Here is a 17205-nt window from a genome sequence, read left to right on the forward strand (position 1 = left end):
TCCTCTGGATGGTCAGCGCAGGCGCAGGACGTCGTAGTCGTCCCATTGGCTGGTGTCGGACAAGATGGCGCGGTCGCCTGGGCGCAAGCCCTCGACGATTTCGATGCGGTCGCTGGACGCGGCGCCGTAGCGGACGGGCACGCGACGCGCGGCCCTGCCGTCGGCATCGAGCACGAACAGCGAGGAGGCGTTGCCCGGCACCGCCAGCGGCGGACGCGCGAGGCTGACCACGTCCTCCAGTCGGCCGAGGCGGATGCGTCCCTCGACCGACAGGTCCGGCCGCGCACCCGCGGGGAGTTCGCCAGGAAACGACACGTCGACCACGACGCTGCCGCCCACGACCGCCGGGTCGATGCGCGACACGCGCGCCTCGGCGATGCCGTTGCGGGTGTCGATGGTCGCGGGCAGGTCGAGCGCAAGATCCTTGGCCAGCACCTCGGACACCTGCAGGCGGCCGATGAGCTCGCCGGGACGAGCGACGCGCGCGAGCATCGCGCCCATCTCGACCTGCTGCCCGGCCTCCACCTCGACCTGCTGCAGGATGCCGTCGATACCGGCCTTCACATCCAGCGCCTCCACCTGCTGCCGCGCGATCGCCAGCAGGCTCGCGGCCTCGTCGCGGCGCGCCCGCGCCGCCTGCAACTGGGCCGCCATGTTCTCGCCGAACGTGTCCACCCGCTGCCGTTCTATCTCCGAACGCTCCCGGTTCTGCGCTTCCGTGATCTGGCTCTGCCGCAATTCGATGGCCGAGATCACGCCCGCGGCATGGGCACGCTCGTTGGCCTGCGCCCTGACTTCGGCGATGCGCCATTCCGCCTCGATCTGGGCGAGCTGCGAGCGCTGGTCCAGCCACTGCGAACGCAACGAAGTGCGCATCGCCATCACGTCCGCCTCCGCGCCCGCCAGCGCCGCTTCCGCCTTGCGCAGATTCGCTTCCAGTTCCGGATTCGCCAGGCGCAGGATCGGCGTATCGGCTTCGACCCTCGTGCCCGGTTCCACCAGAACGTCCTGCACGGTCGCAGTGGCACGGGCGGTGACCCAGCGCATGTTGCGTGGCACCAGCGTGCCGACGGCACGGATCTCGCGCAGCATCTCGCCTTGCCGCGCCGTATCGATCCACAGGTCCTTGGCCGACACCGAGGGCGCCGCGCGGTCCAGCCCCCACAGCAGCCACGCGAGCGCCGACAGGGCCAACGCCGCGGCAACGATCCAGAGGTTCCTCGGACGGCGCCATGCCGGGCCGCCACGGGTCTTCGCGATATCCATGCCCTGAGGATGAGCAATCCCCGTGCCAACCGGCCGGATCGCATAAACGATTGATCCGAAAGACGGTGCCGCGGAATCTCCTCGCTGGACACGTACGGTTCCGGACGCCGTGTCCGGAATCGTACGCCTGCGCCGTCACCGGATCAGGGCTGCACCACCGTGATCGTCGCCGGCACCGAGCGGCCCACGCCGCGCAGGTCCGGGCGATACATGTCCTCGACCAGCGGCGGCGGTGCGGTGTAGGTGCCCGGCGACACTGCGCGCACGAGGTAGAACACCCTGGCGGTTCCGCCACGCGACAGGCGCAGCGCGGCGACGTAACGGTCGTCGCGGAACTCCTCGTGGCGCACATCGGCGGCGCTGGCGCGTTCGTTGATGGCGATGCCGGCCACCACCACGTCCGCCCATTGCTTCGCATCGCCCAGGTTGAAGTTCTCGATCTCCAGCCCCGCCGGCAGCAGGTCGGTCAGCAGCGCATCGGGCATGTCCACGTCCGAGCTGATCTCGACGCCGACGATCAGCGCCTCGCCTTCCTTCAGCGGCCCCGGCGTCCACGGCTTGCCGTCGGTGCCGTACCAGCGGCGCTCGACCTTGAGCGTGCCGAAATCGGCGGCCGGCGCCTCGCGCGGCACGCCGGCGACCTCGATGCTGGCGAACAGCGGCGGCGTGCCCCGTGGTTCGAAGCGCACGCCACGCGACAGCGCTTCGAAGTCGAAGCGCCGACCGATGATGCGCGCCTCGCCGACGGATTCGGCGTCGCTGCCGGTGCGCAGCGTGCCCGAGACGCGCTTGTCCTGCGAGGCCATCAGCGCCTTGCCCAGCCGCGCCAATGCGATCTGTTCCTGCGTGCTCAGGTACATCCAGCCGCGGCTGCGGCGCGCGTCGAGGTCGCGGCCGATGGCGATGGCCTGCGCGTCCCACGCGGGCTTCGCCAGGCCACGTTCGTGGGTCATCGCGATCATCAGCGCACGGTCGCGCAGCGGGCTGCCGTAGTCGCCGAGGTAGCCGGGGCGATCACGGCGCAGCGCGAACGCATCCTCCAGCGCCTTGTCGCCGCGCTGGCGGTCGCCCTGCAGCGACAGGGCCAGGCCCAGGTGCGCCAATGGCAGTCCGGTCAGCGCGTGCCCACGATCGTTGTCGTAGAGCGCGCGCAGCGTGCCCAGCGGCGCGCGGTTGACCCGCGCCAGCACGTACCCGGCATGCGCCTGGTAGGCGAACTTGAGGTGCTGGCGATGGCTGCGCCCGTAGAACTCGTTGCCGCCGGACAGCAGGTCCTCGTTGAGCCGTTCCAGCGCCCGCTGCAACATGCCGTCGGGCACCGCGAAGCCCTGCTCGCGCGCATCCAGCAGGAACTCGGCGATGTACGGCGTCAACGCCGGATCGACGCTGCCATCGCTGCCCCACATCGAGAAGTGCCCACGTTGCACCTGCATCGACGCCAGCCGGCCGAACGCGCCCTCGACGTATTGCCGGCGCCGCGCGGTGTCGACGTCGTTGATCCCCAGCGCCGCGGCGGTGGCCTGGTCGAGCTGCAGCGCAGCGTAGCCCTTGCTGGTGGTCTGCTCGGCACAGCCATAGGGGTAGTCGAGCGCGCCGCGGATCGCGCTGGCGAACGGAATCGGTGGCATCGCGCTGAACGACATCTGCGCCGTCACCGAACCGGGCATCAGGCCGTTTGCAAGCGCTGCGTCCAGTGTCACCGGCGCCAACGGATCGATCGTCATCGCGCGTGCGCGCAGCACGGTGGGCCACGCCGGCCGCACCGGCAGGTCATAGCTGCGGTCGATCCGCACACCGTTGCCGGCGACGCGCACCCGCACCTTCGCCACCTCGTAGCCTTCGCGCGCGGTGAGCGGGAACTCCAGCGTCGCCCTGCCGTCGACGGCGAGCGATGCCTTGCGCGTGCCCTCGCCCACCGCGAGCGGACCGATGCCTTCGACGCGTACGTCGAACTCGCCCGCACGGCCGGTGAAATTGGTCAGGTCCAGCGTGACCATGCTGCGGTCGCCCGGCGCCAGCACGCGCGGCATGCTGGCTTCGGCCACCACCGGCGCGCGCACGATGGTCTCGCGGTCGCGACTGCCGTAGCGGTCGGCCGTGTACACCAGTGCCGACACCCGCAGCGTGCCGTTGAAGTCCGGCAGGTCCAGCGTGACCCCCGCATTGCCCTGCGCATCCAGCTTCACCGGGCCGGCGAACAGGTCCACGGTCTGCACGCGCGCGGTCGGGCGCCGCGCCTGCGGCAGCGCCGCCAGCGCCATGTCGCCGCCGAAGCGGATGCGTGCCGTGCCGCCCTCGAAGCTTTCGATGACGCGGCCGTACAGGTCGTAGGCATCCACGCCCAGCCGGCGCTGCGCGAAGAAGTGCCGCGCCGCATCCGGCACCGGGAACCGGGTGATGTTGAGGATGCCGACGTCGACCGCCGACACCGTGGCATAGGCCACCTGCCCCGCCAGCTGCGGCGCGCTCACCACCACCTGCATCGGGCCTTCCGGGCGCACGCGCTCGGGCACGTTGAGGCCCACGGAAACGCGCCGGTCGCGACGATCCATCGGCACGTGGGCCACGCCCACGGCGCGTGCCGGGGTGACCTTGCTGGCCGCGCTGCCGCCGCGGAACACCAGCGCCGTCACGTACACATCGTGTCGCTCCCACGCCTCCGTGACGGGGATCTCGAACGTGCTGCCAGGACGCGCGTCGATGGCCTGCACGTAATGCATTTCGTCGCTCTCGACGATCAGCAGCCCCTTGCCTGGGTGTGGCGCCGTTACCGTGACCTTCAGCGTGTCGCCGGCGCGGTAGGCGGTCTTGTCCAATGCCAGCTTGACCTTGTCCGGGCGCGCATCCAGCCCGCGGTTGTCGTCGTTCCAGCTCCAGCCGGCGCGGAACGGATAGCGCGTGGTCAGCCTGGTCTGCGGATCGAACACGTCGATGCGGTACTCGCCCCACTCCACCGGGAAGTCGAAGCGGGTGGCGGTGGTGCCGGCGTCGAGCGTGCGCGTCTGCACGTCCTCGAAACGACGGCTGAAGTCGTAACGCCAGCCGCCCTCGTCGTCGTGCGCCCAGTGGTAGTCGCGATGTTCGCGCACCAGCTTCACCTGCAGTCCCGTCGCAGGCCGGGGCGTGCCGTCGCTGCCCACGCGCATCAGTTCGAAGCGCGGCGTGCCGTTGGCGTCGGTGCCTTCCTTGTCGTCGAACAACGGACGGATGCCGACCAGCGCATCGGCTGGCCACAGCACCCGCTTGAGCGTGCGGTTGACGCTGCGCCCGCCGGTCTCGAAAAGGCTGCCCGAGACCACCGCGGCGACCGGCGTGGTCGCCTTGACGTCCTCCGGCAAGGCGATGTCCTGGCGCAGGCGTCCCTGCCCGTCCAGCGTCGCGTCGACGACGTCGCTGGCATCGCGCGGCAGCGTGATCGTGGGATCGCCGAAGAAATAGCCCGGCATCGATTCGACCGGATGCTGTTCCACCGCCACCGCCAGCCGCGCCGTGAAGCGGTTGCCCGCCGCCGGCGCGCCGTAGAGGTAGGCGCCCACCGCCTCCAGCCGCAACGGCTGGCCGGGCTTGAGCACGGCATCGGCCGATTCCAGGTCCAGCTTCATCCGCTCCGGCAGGAACTCCTCGATCCGCAGCGTCATGCCCTGCACCGCCTCGCGGCTGGCCGGGTCGGTGCGGAACTCCACCTGCCAGCGCCCGGTCGGCGCATCGACCGGCACTTCCTTCTCGAACCGGAAATAGCCCTGCTCCCCGGACTGCATGCGGCTTTCGAAGAAGGTCTTGCCGTCGGGCTGCTTCAACCGCACGAACAAGGGTTGCGTCTTGCCATCCTGCGCCTGCACCGGCTTGCCGTCGCGGTCGCGCAGCAGGGCCGAGACGCGCACCGTCTCGCCGGGCCGGTACAGGTCGCGCCCGGACCAGGCGAACACGTCGAACCACGCCTGCCCGCGACCGCTGACCGCGAACTCCGACAGGTCCAGCGCCGGCTGGTTGAACGGCAGCAGTGACACATCGTTGCCGCGCGTCGCCACCAGCACGTGCGCCGCATCCAGGGTGTAGTCGATCAGCGCATTGCCGTTGCCGTCGGTCTCGGCGCGGAAGATCGTCTCGCCACGGGCATCGAGGATGCGCAGCGCCACCTTGCCCAAAGCCTCGCCGCCCTGCAGCGATGCCGTGTGCACGAAAGCCTTGTCCTGGTACGCGCGCAGGTGCAGGCCGATGTCGCTGACGGTGAAGAACGCCGTCTCGAACTGGTCGTTGAAACTGCCGGCGCGTTTCATCACCGCGAAATACAGGCCCGGCTGCTGCAGCTCGGCGATGCCCTGCACCGGCAGGTAGGTCAGCACCCGCTCGTTGCGCTCGCCACCCAGCACGAAACGGTTGACGTACACCGGCTCCGCCATCCGCGACAGCGGCGTGCGCTCGCCGTAATCGGCTTCCAGTTCCCAGCTGCCGCGACGGCCTGCACGCTGGTATTCGGCGAAGAACTTCGGGAGCGATTTCTCGTCGACTCGCAGGAACTCGACGTCCACCTCGGGCACGTTGATCGATACCACCGGCAGGCCGCGCGAGTCCTTGACCGGCAGCACGCTGCCCTGCGACGCGAAGCCCACCAGCGGCTCGAGCTCGCCGGTGAACACCTTGCGTTCGATGTCCTCGCCCAGCGTGGTGCCATCCGCAGCGGTCAGCGCGCCGGAAATGCGAAGCACGTAATCGCGGTTGGGCTCGGCGAACGGGAAGCGCAGGGTCCTGCCGTCCTCATCCAGCGACCACCCGCCGTCGCGGCCGGGCCGCGTTTCGAACGACACCAGCGCGTCGAAGTCCTGGGTGCCGACCAGCGGCTGCGAGAATTCCAGCGCGATCGCCAGCTCGCCACGACGTTGGTCAGGCCATGCACGGACCAGGCCGAAGCCTTCGACCACCTCGCGCTCGGCCCGGATCGCCTCTCCGGACAAGCCGGGCAACTGCCCGGACTCGTTGCGCTTGCACCCACCGACGGCGAGCGCCATCGCCACCATGCACAGCAGCGCCACCCATCGAACGCTGCCCCGATCCGTCGTCCGCGCCGTCAGCCGCATAAATCCTCCGATGTCGGCCGCAGTATAGACAGCGCGGAACGGACGATGTGGCGCACTGAAGCAGCGGTATCGCAACTGGCGCCATCCCTTCGCGCGCGCATGCGTCGTTGCAGTCGTGGGGCCGGGTGACATTCCCCACCGGCGCCAGCCGCGCCTCAGTCGCGATGCGTCCCGGCCGGCGGCGAGTCCGGCTGCGCGTGCAGCCGCAGTCCGTTCAGATCCATCAGCACATGCAAGGCGATGGGCAGCAGCAGGCTGCCGGTGGCCAGGTAGGCACCCATGAACAGGACGCCGATGATGCCGGTCGTGACCACGCCGGCGCGTCCCTGGTAGGCGTGGGCCAGTCCGAACACCACCCCGCTGAGCAGCAGGTAGGCCAAGGCCGGAAGCGGCGGCAGCAGCACCACCATCGCGGCCAGCACGAAGCCCCGGTACACGATCTCCTCGGTCACGCCCGCCGTCAGCGACAGGAATGCGTAGCCGCGGCGCTCGCGGCGACTGCGCGGCAGCAATGCGGTCACGGCATGGTTGGCCGCCTCCGGTGCCGGCGCCGCGCCCTCGCGGCGCAATCGGTTGACGGCCACCCCACCCGCGACGATCGAGACCACCAGCATCAGCACCGTGCCGATCAATACGCCCTTGATGAAACCGGAGCCCGCCGATGCCGCAGCCAGGCTGGACCACTGCGGCCAGGCGATGCCGAGCCGCGCCAGCCCGAATCCCGGCGCGAGTGCCGCCAGCAGCAGCACGCCCGCGGCCAACACCCAGGACCAGCGAGTCCAGCTGCGATAGAGCCGGCTGCGCGCATCGGGCACGCCAGCCGCCAGGTCATCGAGAAAACGGCGGAAAGACACACGGCCCGCAATGGCCTCGCCAATCGCCAGCCATGCCAGCAATGCAGTCGTCAGCACGAGGGCGACGGGCCCCGGTGCGATGCCTTCCGCCGGCGTCATGGCACTCTCGAACATCCCCTTCCCCTTCGTTCATCGCCAGCGCGACGCCCGTATCGGGACGCGGCGCGCTGGCGCGATGGATGGGCTCAGGGTAGCGGACGATCCTCGTCGATCCCACCCTGCTCGCCTGCGACGGGCACGACGTCGGCACCTGGCACGGGCTCGCCAGCGAGATCGTTCTCATCGTCAAGCGACACATCGATGCGTTCGATCGCCTGCAGGCTTTCGTCCTTGGCCAACCGCATCAGGGTCACGCCCTGGGTGTTGCGGCCGACCTGGGCGATCCCGGCCGCGCGCGTGCGCACCAGGGTGCCGCCGTCGGAGATGAGCAGCACCTCGTGGTGGTCGCTGAGCTGGATGGCACCGACCAGCGCGCCATTGCGCTCGCTGGTCTTGATCGCCATCACGCCCTGGGTACCGCGGCCCTTCTTCGGATACTCGTCCAGCGGCGTGCGCTTGCCGTAGCCGCGTTCGCTGGCGGTGAGGATGTCGCCGTCGCCGTCGACCACGATCAGGCTGCGCACCGTCTCGCCCGCGGCCAGGCGGATGCCGCGCACGCCGGTCGCGGTGCGGCCCATCGACCGCACCGAACCCTCGTCGAAGCGCACGGCCTTGCCGTTGCTGGCGAACAGCATCACGTCGCGGCTGCCGTCGGTCAGTTCGGCGTTGACCAGCGCATCGCCCTCGTCGAGGTTGATCGCGATCTTGCCGCGCGCCAGGCGATAGGCGAACTCGGTCAGCGGCGTCTTCTTCACCGTGCCGTTGCGGGTGGCGAAGAACACGTACTTGTCGGCCTCGTACTCGCGCACCGGCACCACCGCCTGCACCTTCTCGCCTTCCTCCAGTGCGATCCAGTTGATGATCGGGCGACCGCGCGCCTGCGGGCCAGCGTCGGGCAACTGGTGCACCGGCAGCCAGAACACGCGGCCGGCACTGGTGAAGGTAAGCAGCGTGTCATGCGTATTGACCAGCCACAGCTGGTCGATGAAATCCTCGTCCTTGGTGGCCGCGGCGTTGCGGCCACGGCCACCGCGCTTCTGCGCACGGTAGGCGGTGACCGGCTGGCGCTTGGCGTAGCCGGCGTGCGACAGCGTGACCACCACGTCTTCCGGCGCGATCAGGTCGAGGATGTCCAGGTCTTCCTCGCTGGCGCGGATCTCGCTGCGGCGTTCGTCGCCGAACTCTTCCTTGACGTTGCGCAGCTCGGTGCGGATCACCTCCAGCAGCACGTCGGGGTGTTCGAGGATCTCGATCAGGCCGCGGATGGTGTCCAGCAGCTGGCGGTATTCCTCGGTCAGCTTTTCCTGCTCCAGCCCGGTCAGGCGGTGCAGGCGCATCTCGAGGATCTGCTGCGCCTGCACTTCGGTGAGCTGGTAGGTGCCCTCGACCAGGCCCACGCCGGCCGGCAGGTCTTCAGGCCGCGAGGCCTCGGCGCCGGCGGCGGCGAGCAGCGTGCCGACCAGGCCGGGTTCCCAGCGCCGCGCCAGCATCCGCTCGCGGGCGACATTCGGATTCTCCGACGTCTTGATCAGCTCGATCATCTCGTCGATGTTGGCCAGCGCGACGGTCAGGCCTTCGAGGATGTGGGCGCGGTTGCGCGCCTTGCGCAGCTCGAAGATGGTCCTGCGCGTGACCACCTCGCGGCGGTGGCGGACGAAGGCCTCGAGGATCTGCTTGAGGTTCAGCAGCTGCGGGCGGCCATCGACCAGCGCCACCATGTTGATGCCGAACACCGACTCCATCTGCGTCTGCGAATAGAGGTTGTTCAGCACCACCTCGGCCGAATCGCCGCGCTTGACCTCGATGTAGATGCGCATGCCGTCCTTGTCGGACTCGTCGCGCAGCTCGCTGATGCCTTCGAGCTTCTTCTCCTTCACCAGCTCGGCGATCTTCTCGATCAACCGCGCCTTGTTCACCTGGTAGGGGATCTCGGTGACGATGATCGACTCGCGGCCGTTGTCGGCCACTTCCACCTCGGCGCGCGCGCGCATGCGCACGCGACCGCGGCCGGTCCGGTACGCCAGGTGGATGCCGCCGACGCCATTGATGATGCCCGCGGTCGGGAAGTCCGGGCCGGGGATGTGCTCCATCAACCCGTCGATGTCGATCTCCGGATTGTCGATCAGCGCGATCAGCGCATCGACCACCTCGCCCAGGTTGTGCGGCGGGATGTTGGTCGCCATGCCGACCGCAATACCGGCCGAACCGTTGACCAGCAGGTTCGGGAACCGGGTCGGCATGACCGTCGGCTCCTGTTCCTTCTCGTCGTAGTTGAGCTGGAAGTCGACCGTTTCCTTGTCGATGTCGGCCATCAGCTCGTGGGTGAGCCTGGCCATGCGCGCTTCGGTGTAACGCATCGCCGCGGCGTTGTCGCCGTCGATGGAACCGAAGTTGCCCTGCCCGTCCACCAGCATGTAGCGCAGCGAGAACGGCTGCGCCATGCGCACCAGCGTGTCGTACACCGACTGGTCGCCGTGCGGGTGGTATTTACCGATGACGTCACCGACGATACGCGCCGACTTGTAGTACGGCTTGTTGCTGTGCGCGCCCAGCTCGTTCATCGCGAAGAGCACGCGGCGGTGCACCGGCTTGAGGCCGTCGCGCACGTCCGGCAATGCGCGGCCCACGATCACGCTCATCGCGTAATCGAGGTAGCTGCGGCGCATTTCGTCTTCGAGGTTGACCGGGATGATTTCCTTGGCGAGATCGGTCATCGAATCAATTGCATCCTGGTTGTGCCGGGCCGTTCGACGCCTGTATCAGGCGGTGCCCGGAAACGTGGCGACGGGGCCTTCAGGCCCCGCCGGAAACAGTGCATGGATGATACCACGAAGGGCCCATTTCCACCACGATTTTCCGGCGCAAAAACAAGCACTTGCAGGCCATCTCCACGGCATCATCGTGGTCGCGCCCATAAGGCTGGATTGTCGGCGCAGCGGATGGCTGACAGCTGTCAGTTTCGAGGCGCGACGCATGCGTTGAAAATGACATGCAATCGCCACGAGAGCCACACCATGCATAACCCTCCCCCATCGCCTGCGATCACCACCACCAGCCTGCTGCTGCGGATCGCCGCCGCCCTGCTGGCCTGCATCGCGATCTGGAAGATCGGCATGTCGCTGTTGCCCGACGCGGCCACGCCTGCGCATCGATTGCTCGCCGGCGCGGTCATCACCACCTTGGTTTGCGGCTACCTGTTCGCTGCAGTGCGCATGGACCGGCCGGGACTTCCGTCGCTTGGCATCGAACATGCAAGCGACGTGCTGCGCGGCGCATTCGCCGCCGCCGGCCTCTGGTTGCTCACCGCCGTACCGGCCACCCTCCTGCTGCTATGGCTGGGCCTGGCCAGTGTGCACATGACCAGCGACTGGCCTGCGGCACTCGCCTCGCTCGCCCTGCTGGTTCCGGCCGTGCTGCTGATCGAGGCGATTCCCGAGGAACTGCTGTTCCGCGGTTACCTGCAGGGGACGCTCGCGCGTCGCATCGCCCCATGGCTGGCGGTGGTTGCACAGACCGTGCTGTTCGTCCTGTTCGCTTGGGCCATCGGCGCGACCGATGCGCCGGGACAGTGGTCGTTCCTGCCGGGCTTCGCGCTGATCCTCGGCGGGCTCCGCTTGCTCGGCGGCAACCTCGGCTGGCCGATCGGCTTCCATGCCGCACTGATGATCGCAACCCAATGGTTGCTCGCACACGGCCACTTCACCGTGGGCAACGCAATGGCGATTCAGGTGCTTGCGTTCGTCGCCCTGCCGAGCGCGGTGTATGGCGTGGTGCTGTCGATCCTTGCGCAGGCACGCGACGCGCGAGCGCGGGCGGCGGGGCGCTAGGCGGCGAACAGCGCCCGCATCGACGCGGTATCCGGCCGCTCGACGATGCCCTTCTCGGTCACGATGGCATCGATCAGGCCGGCAGGCGTGACATCGAACACCGGGTTCCACGCGGGCACGCCCTCGGCCACGGTGCGGGTGCCGCCGATGGCGAACAGCTCGGTAGGGTCGCGCTCCTCGATCTCGATCGACTCGCCCGAGGCGGTGTCCATGTCCACCGTGGACGACGGTGCCACCACCATGAACTTCGCCCCGTGGTGGCGCGCGGCGATGGCCAGCTGGTAGGTGCCGATCTTGTTGGCGACATCGCCATTCGCACAGATACGGTCCGCACCCACGACCACCCATTGCACCGCACCGGTCTTCATCAGGTGGGCGGCGGCGGAGTCGGCGATCAGCGTGGCCGGGATGCCGTCCTGCATCAGCTCCCAGGCGGTCAGGCGTGCACCCTGTTGCCACGGGCGGGTCTCGCCCGCGAACACCTTGCCCACCTTGCCCTGCGCCACGCCGGCGCGGATCACGCCCAGCGCGGTGCCGAAGCCCGCCGTCGCCAGCGAACCGGTATTGCAGTGGGTGAGCACGCCACTGCCCGGTGCGATCAGCGAAGCGCCGAGGATGCCCATCGCATGGTTGGCCGCGAGGTCCTCGGTCTCGATCGCGCGCGCCTCGGCTTCCAGTGCGTCGCGCCAGTCGCTGCCGTCGCCCGCCTGTGCACGCAGCAGCGCCGCGCGCATCCGCGCCAGTGCCCACGCCAGGTTGACCGCGGTTGGCCGCGCCGCGTTGAGGCGCTGCATCGCAGGTTCCAGTGCAACCGCGGCCTCGGCGGCACTACCGGCATCCGCCTCACGCGCGGCCAGCGCCACGCCCCAGGCGGCCGCGATGCCGATCGCCGGCGCGCCGCGCACGGCGAGGGCATGGATGGCAGCGGCCACTTCGTCGCCGGTGCGGCATGCAAGGTATTCGACGGTAAACGGGAGCTTGCGCTGGTCCAGCAGTTCGAGCGCATCGCCGGTCCAGCGGATCGGGCGGATGCGGTCGTAGCGGGCGTAATCGATGGCGTCGGTCATGCGCGCAGTGTACCGGCGCACGACCGACGCCATGCGTCAGCAGGGCCTAGCGGACCGCGAACTCGGCGCGGCAGCCACGGTCGACCCAGATGCCGCCGCGATCCCAGCCCCAGGTGCGGCCACTGACACAGCGCGCATCCGAAAGCTGGCGGACCAGGCTCACGCTGCGGTTCACCGCGATATTGCAGCGACGATGGCCGTGGTTGTTCGACTCGCAGCGCACGGTGTGGCCGGCCGCGACCGGAGGCACAGGGCGCTGGCCGGGACGATGCTGCGCGCCACGACCCACGGCGAACTCCGCCCGACAGCCGTTGGTCACCCATACGCCGTTGCGGTCATGGCCCCAGTTGCGCCCTTGCACGCAGCGCTGGTTCGACAGCTGCCGCACCAGGGTTACGCCACCGCGCGTATCGACGCGGCAATGCTGTCGACGATGGTTCTGCGATTCGCAGCGGACCACCTGACCGGCCGCAGGATGCCCCGGTCGCCCGAAGCCTGCCGATGCGAAGCCACCGTGGTAGCCCGCGGACTGCGCGTGTGCAGCGCCGCCGGCGAGCACCATCGTCGCGCCTGCGATCAAAGCGGTCATGGACTTGTTCATGGCATTTCCTCCGGCGTTCGTGACAGGCACCTGCGCCTGCACGAATGGAAACGCCCTGCACCCGCTACTTGTTGACCCCTCCGTGGCCCGCATTCATGCGCGGTTGAAGCCGAACGCCAGCACGTCGTCGATGCAAACGCTTCCACGCATTGCCATCAGCAGGCGGTCGATGCCGAGCGCCACGCCTGCGCATGCGGGCAGCCCGGCACGCATGGCGTCCATGAGCGCCGCATCCATCGACGGTTGCATCTGGCCGCGCGTTGCACGCAGGCCCAGGTCGCGCTGGAAGCGCGCATGCTGCTCATCTGCATCGACCAGCTCGTGGTAGCCGTTCGCCAGTTCGAGCGGCCCGAGGTACAGCTCGAAGCGCTCGGCCACGTCGACGTCGTCGCGCCGCACCACCCGCGCAAGCGCGCATTGCGAGGCGGGGTAGTCGTGCACGGCCAACAGCTGGTTGGGCGGGAACCGCGACTGGATGCGATGCGTCATCAGCAGGTCCAGCCAGTCGTCGCGGGTCAGGCCGGCGGGATCGATGTCGCCGTCGAATGCCTCCTGCAAGACTTCGATGCCGGCGGTCATCGGGTCCAGTCCCAGCGTGTCGCGGTACAGGTCGCGGAAGGTGATGCGCGCGACCGAAGCCTCGCGCTGCACCAGCGCCAGCGCGGCCTGCACCAGTTCGACGGTTTCGTCGGCCAGCTGCAGATGATCCCGACCGATGCGATACCACTCCAGCATCGTGAACTCGGGGTTGTGCCGTCCGCCAGCCTCGCCATCGCGGAACACGCGTCCCAGTTCGTAGCAGTCCCCGATCCCGGCCGCGAGCAGCCGTTTCATGGGGAACTCCGCCGACGTGCGCAGCCAGCGCGTGCGCGGTCCGTCTTCGACGCGACCGGAAAACCCGAGCGCGAACGAAGCGATGTTGGGATCGGTATTGCCTGCGCGCGACATCAGCGGCGTCTCCACCTCCAGCACGTCGCGCTCAGCGAAAAATGCGCGCACCACGGCATTGAGCCGGGCGCGCAGGCGCAGCGCATCGACCGATGCGCTTGGCTGCCAATCCGTCACGACGCGCCGTGGGCTTGCAGGAAAGACAGCAAGGCCTCTTCGTCCCAGACCTCGATACCGAGCTCCCGTGCCTTCGCCAGCTTGGATCCCGCGCTTTCGCCGGCCACCACCAGCTGCGTCTTCTTCGACACACTGCCGGCCACCTTCGCACCCAGCGCCTCGAGCTTCGCGCCGGCCTCGTCGCGGGTCATGGCGGCCAGGCTGCCGGTCAGCACCACGGTCTTGCCGTCGAGCGGGCCACTGGCTGCAACGGCGCGCTCGGGCGCGGCATCCAGCAGGCGACGCATCGCCGCATCGGTCGCGCGCAATGCCGCCAACGCCTGGGCATCGGCCAGGTACGCGGCAAGGTTCTCCGCGCCGGCCATAGACGCGCCGGCACCGGCCCAACCGATGGCGTTGGCGCGCAGCAAGGCGTCGAGCGTGCCGTAGGTCTCCGCCAGGCGCTGCGCGCTCTTGTCGCCGAGTTTGTCCACCGGCAACGTCGACAGCAGGTGCGAAAGCCCCAGTCGCTCGCGCAGCGCGGCCGAAGGCGGCGCCTCGTCGCTGAAGGTGATGCCGGCCGCGAGCAGGGCATCGACCACGCCGGCGTTGCCAGGCTGTTCGAAGAACGTGGCAATCGATCGCCCCACTTCGCCGCCGATGTCCGGCAGCGCCTGCAGCACCACGGCGGGCGTGCTGCGCACGAAGTCGAGCGACCCGAGCCACTGCGCCAGAGACTTCGCCGTCGTCTCGCCCAGGTGCGGGATGCCCAGTGCGAACAGGAACCGCGCCAGCGTGGTGGCACGGCTGGCATCGATGCCGGCGACCAGGTTCCCGGCCCATTTCGTCGCGAGCTTGCCGTCCGGTTCGACGGCCAGGTGCGAACGCAGGAAGCCGGCATCCTTCCAGTCGAAATCGTCCTGCGCGAGGATGCGCTGTCCTTCCGTGTCCAGCGCGAGCGCACCCTTGCTGTCGGACACCGCCTGCAGGAAATCGGCGGCGGTCGCGGCATCCAGCGCCGTTTTCATCCGCACCAGGTCCGCGACGGTCAGCGTGTACAGGTCGGCAGGCGAATGCACGAACCCGAACTCGACCAGCGCTTCTGCCTGCTTGTCGCCCAGGCCTTCGATGTCCATCGCACGGCGCGACGCGAAATGGCGCACGGCCTCCTTGCGCTGCGCGGAGCAGGTCAGGCCGCCGGTGCAGCGCCAGGCCGCCGCACCCTCCTCGCGCACGAGTTCGGAGCCGCAGACCGGGCATGTGGCCGGCATCGACCACTCGACCGTGCCAGCCGGGCGACGTTCCTCGATCACGCGCACTACCTCGGGGATCACGTCGCCGGCGCGACGCACGATCACGGTATCGCCCTCGCGCACGTCGAGGCGGCGGATCTGGTCCTCGTTGTGCAGCGTCGCGTTGGTCACGGTGACGCCCGCGACCTGTACCGGCTCGAGTCGTGCCACGGGCGTGATCGCGCCGGTACGACCCACCTGCACTTCGATCGCGCGCAGCACTGTGGACTGCTCCTGCGCCGGGAACTTGTGCGCCAGCGCCCAGCGTGGCGCCCGCGAGACGAAGCCCATCACCCGCTGCTGGTCGTAGTCGTCGAGCTTGTAGACCACGCCGTCGATGTCGTAGGGCAGGCTGTCGCGCGCCGTGCCAATGCGGCGGAAGTACGCGATCAGGCCATCGAACCCGGTGGCGGTATCGGCTTCGGGCGCCACCGGAAACCCGAACGTGCGCAGCAACGCAAGTGTCTGCGAATGTGTCTCCGGCAACTCCAGCCCGCGCACTTCGCCCACCGAATAGGCGAAGAAGGCCAGCGGGCGGCGGCGCGTCACCGCCGGATCGAGCTGCCGCAGCGAGCCGGCCGCACCATTGCGTGGATTGGCCAGCAGCTTCTCGTTATTCTCCAGCGCCTTCGCGTTCCACTCGGCGAAGGACTTGCGCGGCATGTAGATCTCGCCACGAACTTCAAACACGGACGGCACCGGAGTGCCGGACTCGCGCAGCTTCAGCGGCACCGCGCGCACCTGGCGCAGGTTGGCGGTGACGTTCTCTCCCGTCGCGCCGTCGCCACGCGTGGCGCCCTGCATGAACACCCCATCCTCGTAGCGCAGGCTGATCGCCAGCCCGTCGAGCTTCGGTTCGACCGAGAACACCGGGTCGCTGATATCGAGCTTCTGCTCGATCCGTCGCACGAAATCGGCGACCTCGGCGTAGCGCGCGCGGTCGTCGGCATCGTCGGCAACGCCTGGCGTCTCGAACGCGTTTGCCAGCGAAAGCATCGGGATGGCATGCGCCACTTCGGGGAAGCCACCCTCCGGACGCGTGCCCACGGTGCGCGTAGGCGAATCGTCGCTGGCCAGTTCGGGATGCTCGATTTCCAGCGCTTCCAGTTCACGCAGCAGGGCGTCGTACTCGGCATCCGGGATCGCCGGATCGTCGAGCACGTAGTAGCGGTGGTTGGCGTCTTCCAGCTGGAGACGTAGCGCGGCGATGCGTTGTGCGGGGTTGCTCATTTCGCGGAGATCACGATCGACTGTCTGCCTTCATCCGCCATGGCAGCGCCTTCCGTTCCCGGAAGACGACTCCAGTTCACCAGCGCGGGCTGCGCGTCACCGGCGGCACTTCGTGCTCGCGGTCCCAGGCCCGCATCTCGTCGCGCAGGCCCGCGATGCGCTGGCGGCCCAGCGCGTTGCGCTGCTCGTCCAGCACCACGCCATCGAGCAGTTCGGCCATGCGCTGCGCGGTGGGCAACATCGCGTCCCACGCGTCCAGCGCGCCCACGGGCGCCGGCAAGGTGAGGAAGAACGCAATGGCCGGGGTTTCCAGCGCCTGGATCTCGGACATCTCGAAACTGCCCGGTTTGCGGATGTTGGCCACGCTGAAGATCGGGCCACGCTCGGGATGGCTTTCGACCAGGCGGTGGAACACGTTCATATGGCCATAGGTCAGGCCGGCCTTCTCGGCGGCGACCACGATGTCCGGTCCGCGCAACACCTGCCCGGCCTTCGCCGCGACGTAGAGCGTGACGATCCTGTCGAAGTCGTCGTTGACGCGCTTGCCCAGCTCGCTGTTCGGCGAAGGCGCGCCGCCCACCGCCGAATCGATCAGCTCCATCTCGGCCTGCACCGCCTCGTCGCTGCTGTAGTCGTGCGAGGCGGCGATGTCCTGCTCGATCTGCGCGCCCAGCGTGGGCTCCATGCGGTCGCCGCCGGCGTGTTCGCGCGGCTCGGCCGGCAGGCGCCTGCCCTGCCCCTTGCGGGGCCGCGAGCCGAAGTACCAGATCGCCGCGATCAGCAGCAGGCCGGCGACGAGGATGCCAATGCGCAATTCGGTCATGCGGGCCTCCGGGTGGCGATGATGGGG

10 protein-coding genes are annotated in these 17205 nt (G+C 68.9%); 1 reads left to right on the forward strand and 9 read right to left on the reverse strand.

Going from position 1 to position 17205, the window contains the following annotated elements:
- Positions 1-12: 12 nt before the first annotated feature.
- The 4 genes from E2F46_RS13705 to gyrA all read right to left on the reverse strand — a co-directional run bounded on the left by E2F46_RS13705 (position 13) and on the right by gyrA (position 10008).
- The gene (locus tag E2F46_RS13705; protein WP_133323019.1) at positions 13-1266 is read right to left on the reverse strand and encodes an efflux RND transporter periplasmic adaptor subunit; all 1254 of its coding nucleotides are present in this window, start codon (positions 1264-1266) and stop codon (positions 13-15) included.
- 143 nt (positions 1267-1409) lie between these two features.
- Positions 1410-6341, reverse strand: coding sequence for an alpha-2-macroglobulin family protein (locus tag E2F46_RS13710; RefSeq protein WP_133323021.1), 4932 nt, complete (start codon positions 6339-6341; stop codon positions 1410-1412).
- 155 nt (positions 6342-6496) lie between these two features.
- The gene (locus E2F46_RS13715) at positions 6497-7309 is read right to left on the reverse strand and encodes a CPBP family intramembrane glutamic endopeptidase (RefSeq protein ID WP_133323024.1); all 813 of its coding nucleotides are present in this window, start codon (positions 7307-7309) and stop codon (positions 6497-6499) included.
- Between the two features lie 71 nt (positions 7310-7380).
- A complete protein-coding gene (gene gyrA, locus E2F46_RS13720) occupies positions 7381-10008 on the reverse strand; it encodes a DNA gyrase subunit A (protein WP_133323026.1) in 2628 nt (875 codons plus the stop codon).
- A gap of 300 nt (positions 10009-10308) precedes the next feature.
- Between gyrA and E2F46_RS13725 the strand changes: the two genes are divergently transcribed.
- On the forward strand, positions 10309-11121 hold the full coding sequence (locus tag E2F46_RS13725) for a CPBP family intramembrane glutamic endopeptidase (protein WP_165967477.1): 813 nt from the start codon (positions 10309-10311) through the stop codon (positions 11119-11121).
- Here the strand turns inward: E2F46_RS13725 and mtnA are convergent.
- The 5 genes from mtnA to zipA all read right to left on the reverse strand — a co-directional run bounded on the left by mtnA (position 11118) and on the right by zipA (position 17178).
- On the reverse strand, positions 11118-12188 hold the full coding sequence (gene mtnA, locus E2F46_RS13730) for an S-methyl-5-thioribose-1-phosphate isomerase (protein WP_133323030.1): 1071 nt from the start codon (positions 12186-12188) through the stop codon (positions 11118-11120). The two genes, E2F46_RS13725 and mtnA, sit on opposite strands and share 4 nt — an antisense overlap.
- Positions 12189-12234: 46 nt before the next feature.
- The gene (locus E2F46_RS13735) at positions 12235-12789 is read right to left on the reverse strand and encodes a DUF3011 domain-containing protein (protein WP_165967478.1); all 555 of its coding nucleotides are present in this window, start codon (positions 12787-12789) and stop codon (positions 12235-12237) included.
- A gap of 93 nt (positions 12790-12882) precedes the next feature.
- The gene (gene epmA, locus E2F46_RS13740) at positions 12883-13854 is read right to left on the reverse strand and encodes an EF-P lysine aminoacylase EpmA (protein ID WP_133323034.1); all 972 of its coding nucleotides are present in this window, start codon (positions 13852-13854) and stop codon (positions 12883-12885) included.
- Complete coding sequence (gene ligA, locus E2F46_RS13745; RefSeq protein WP_133323036.1) at positions 13851-16355, reverse strand: NAD-dependent DNA ligase LigA; 2505 nt, start codon at positions 16353-16355, stop codon at positions 13851-13853. The genes epmA and ligA overlap by 4 nt, the downstream gene beginning before the upstream one ends.
- 76 nt (positions 16356-16431) lie before the next feature.
- Complete coding sequence (gene zipA, locus E2F46_RS13750; RefSeq protein WP_133323038.1) at positions 16432-17178, reverse strand: cell division protein ZipA; 747 nt, start codon at positions 17176-17178, stop codon at positions 16432-16434.
- Positions 17179-17205 lie beyond the last annotated feature (27 nt).

It is taken from the genome of Luteimonas aestuarii (assembly GCF_004357985.1).
Taxonomy (GTDB): Bacteria; Pseudomonadota; Gammaproteobacteria; order Xanthomonadales; family Xanthomonadaceae; genus Luteimonas; species Luteimonas aestuarii.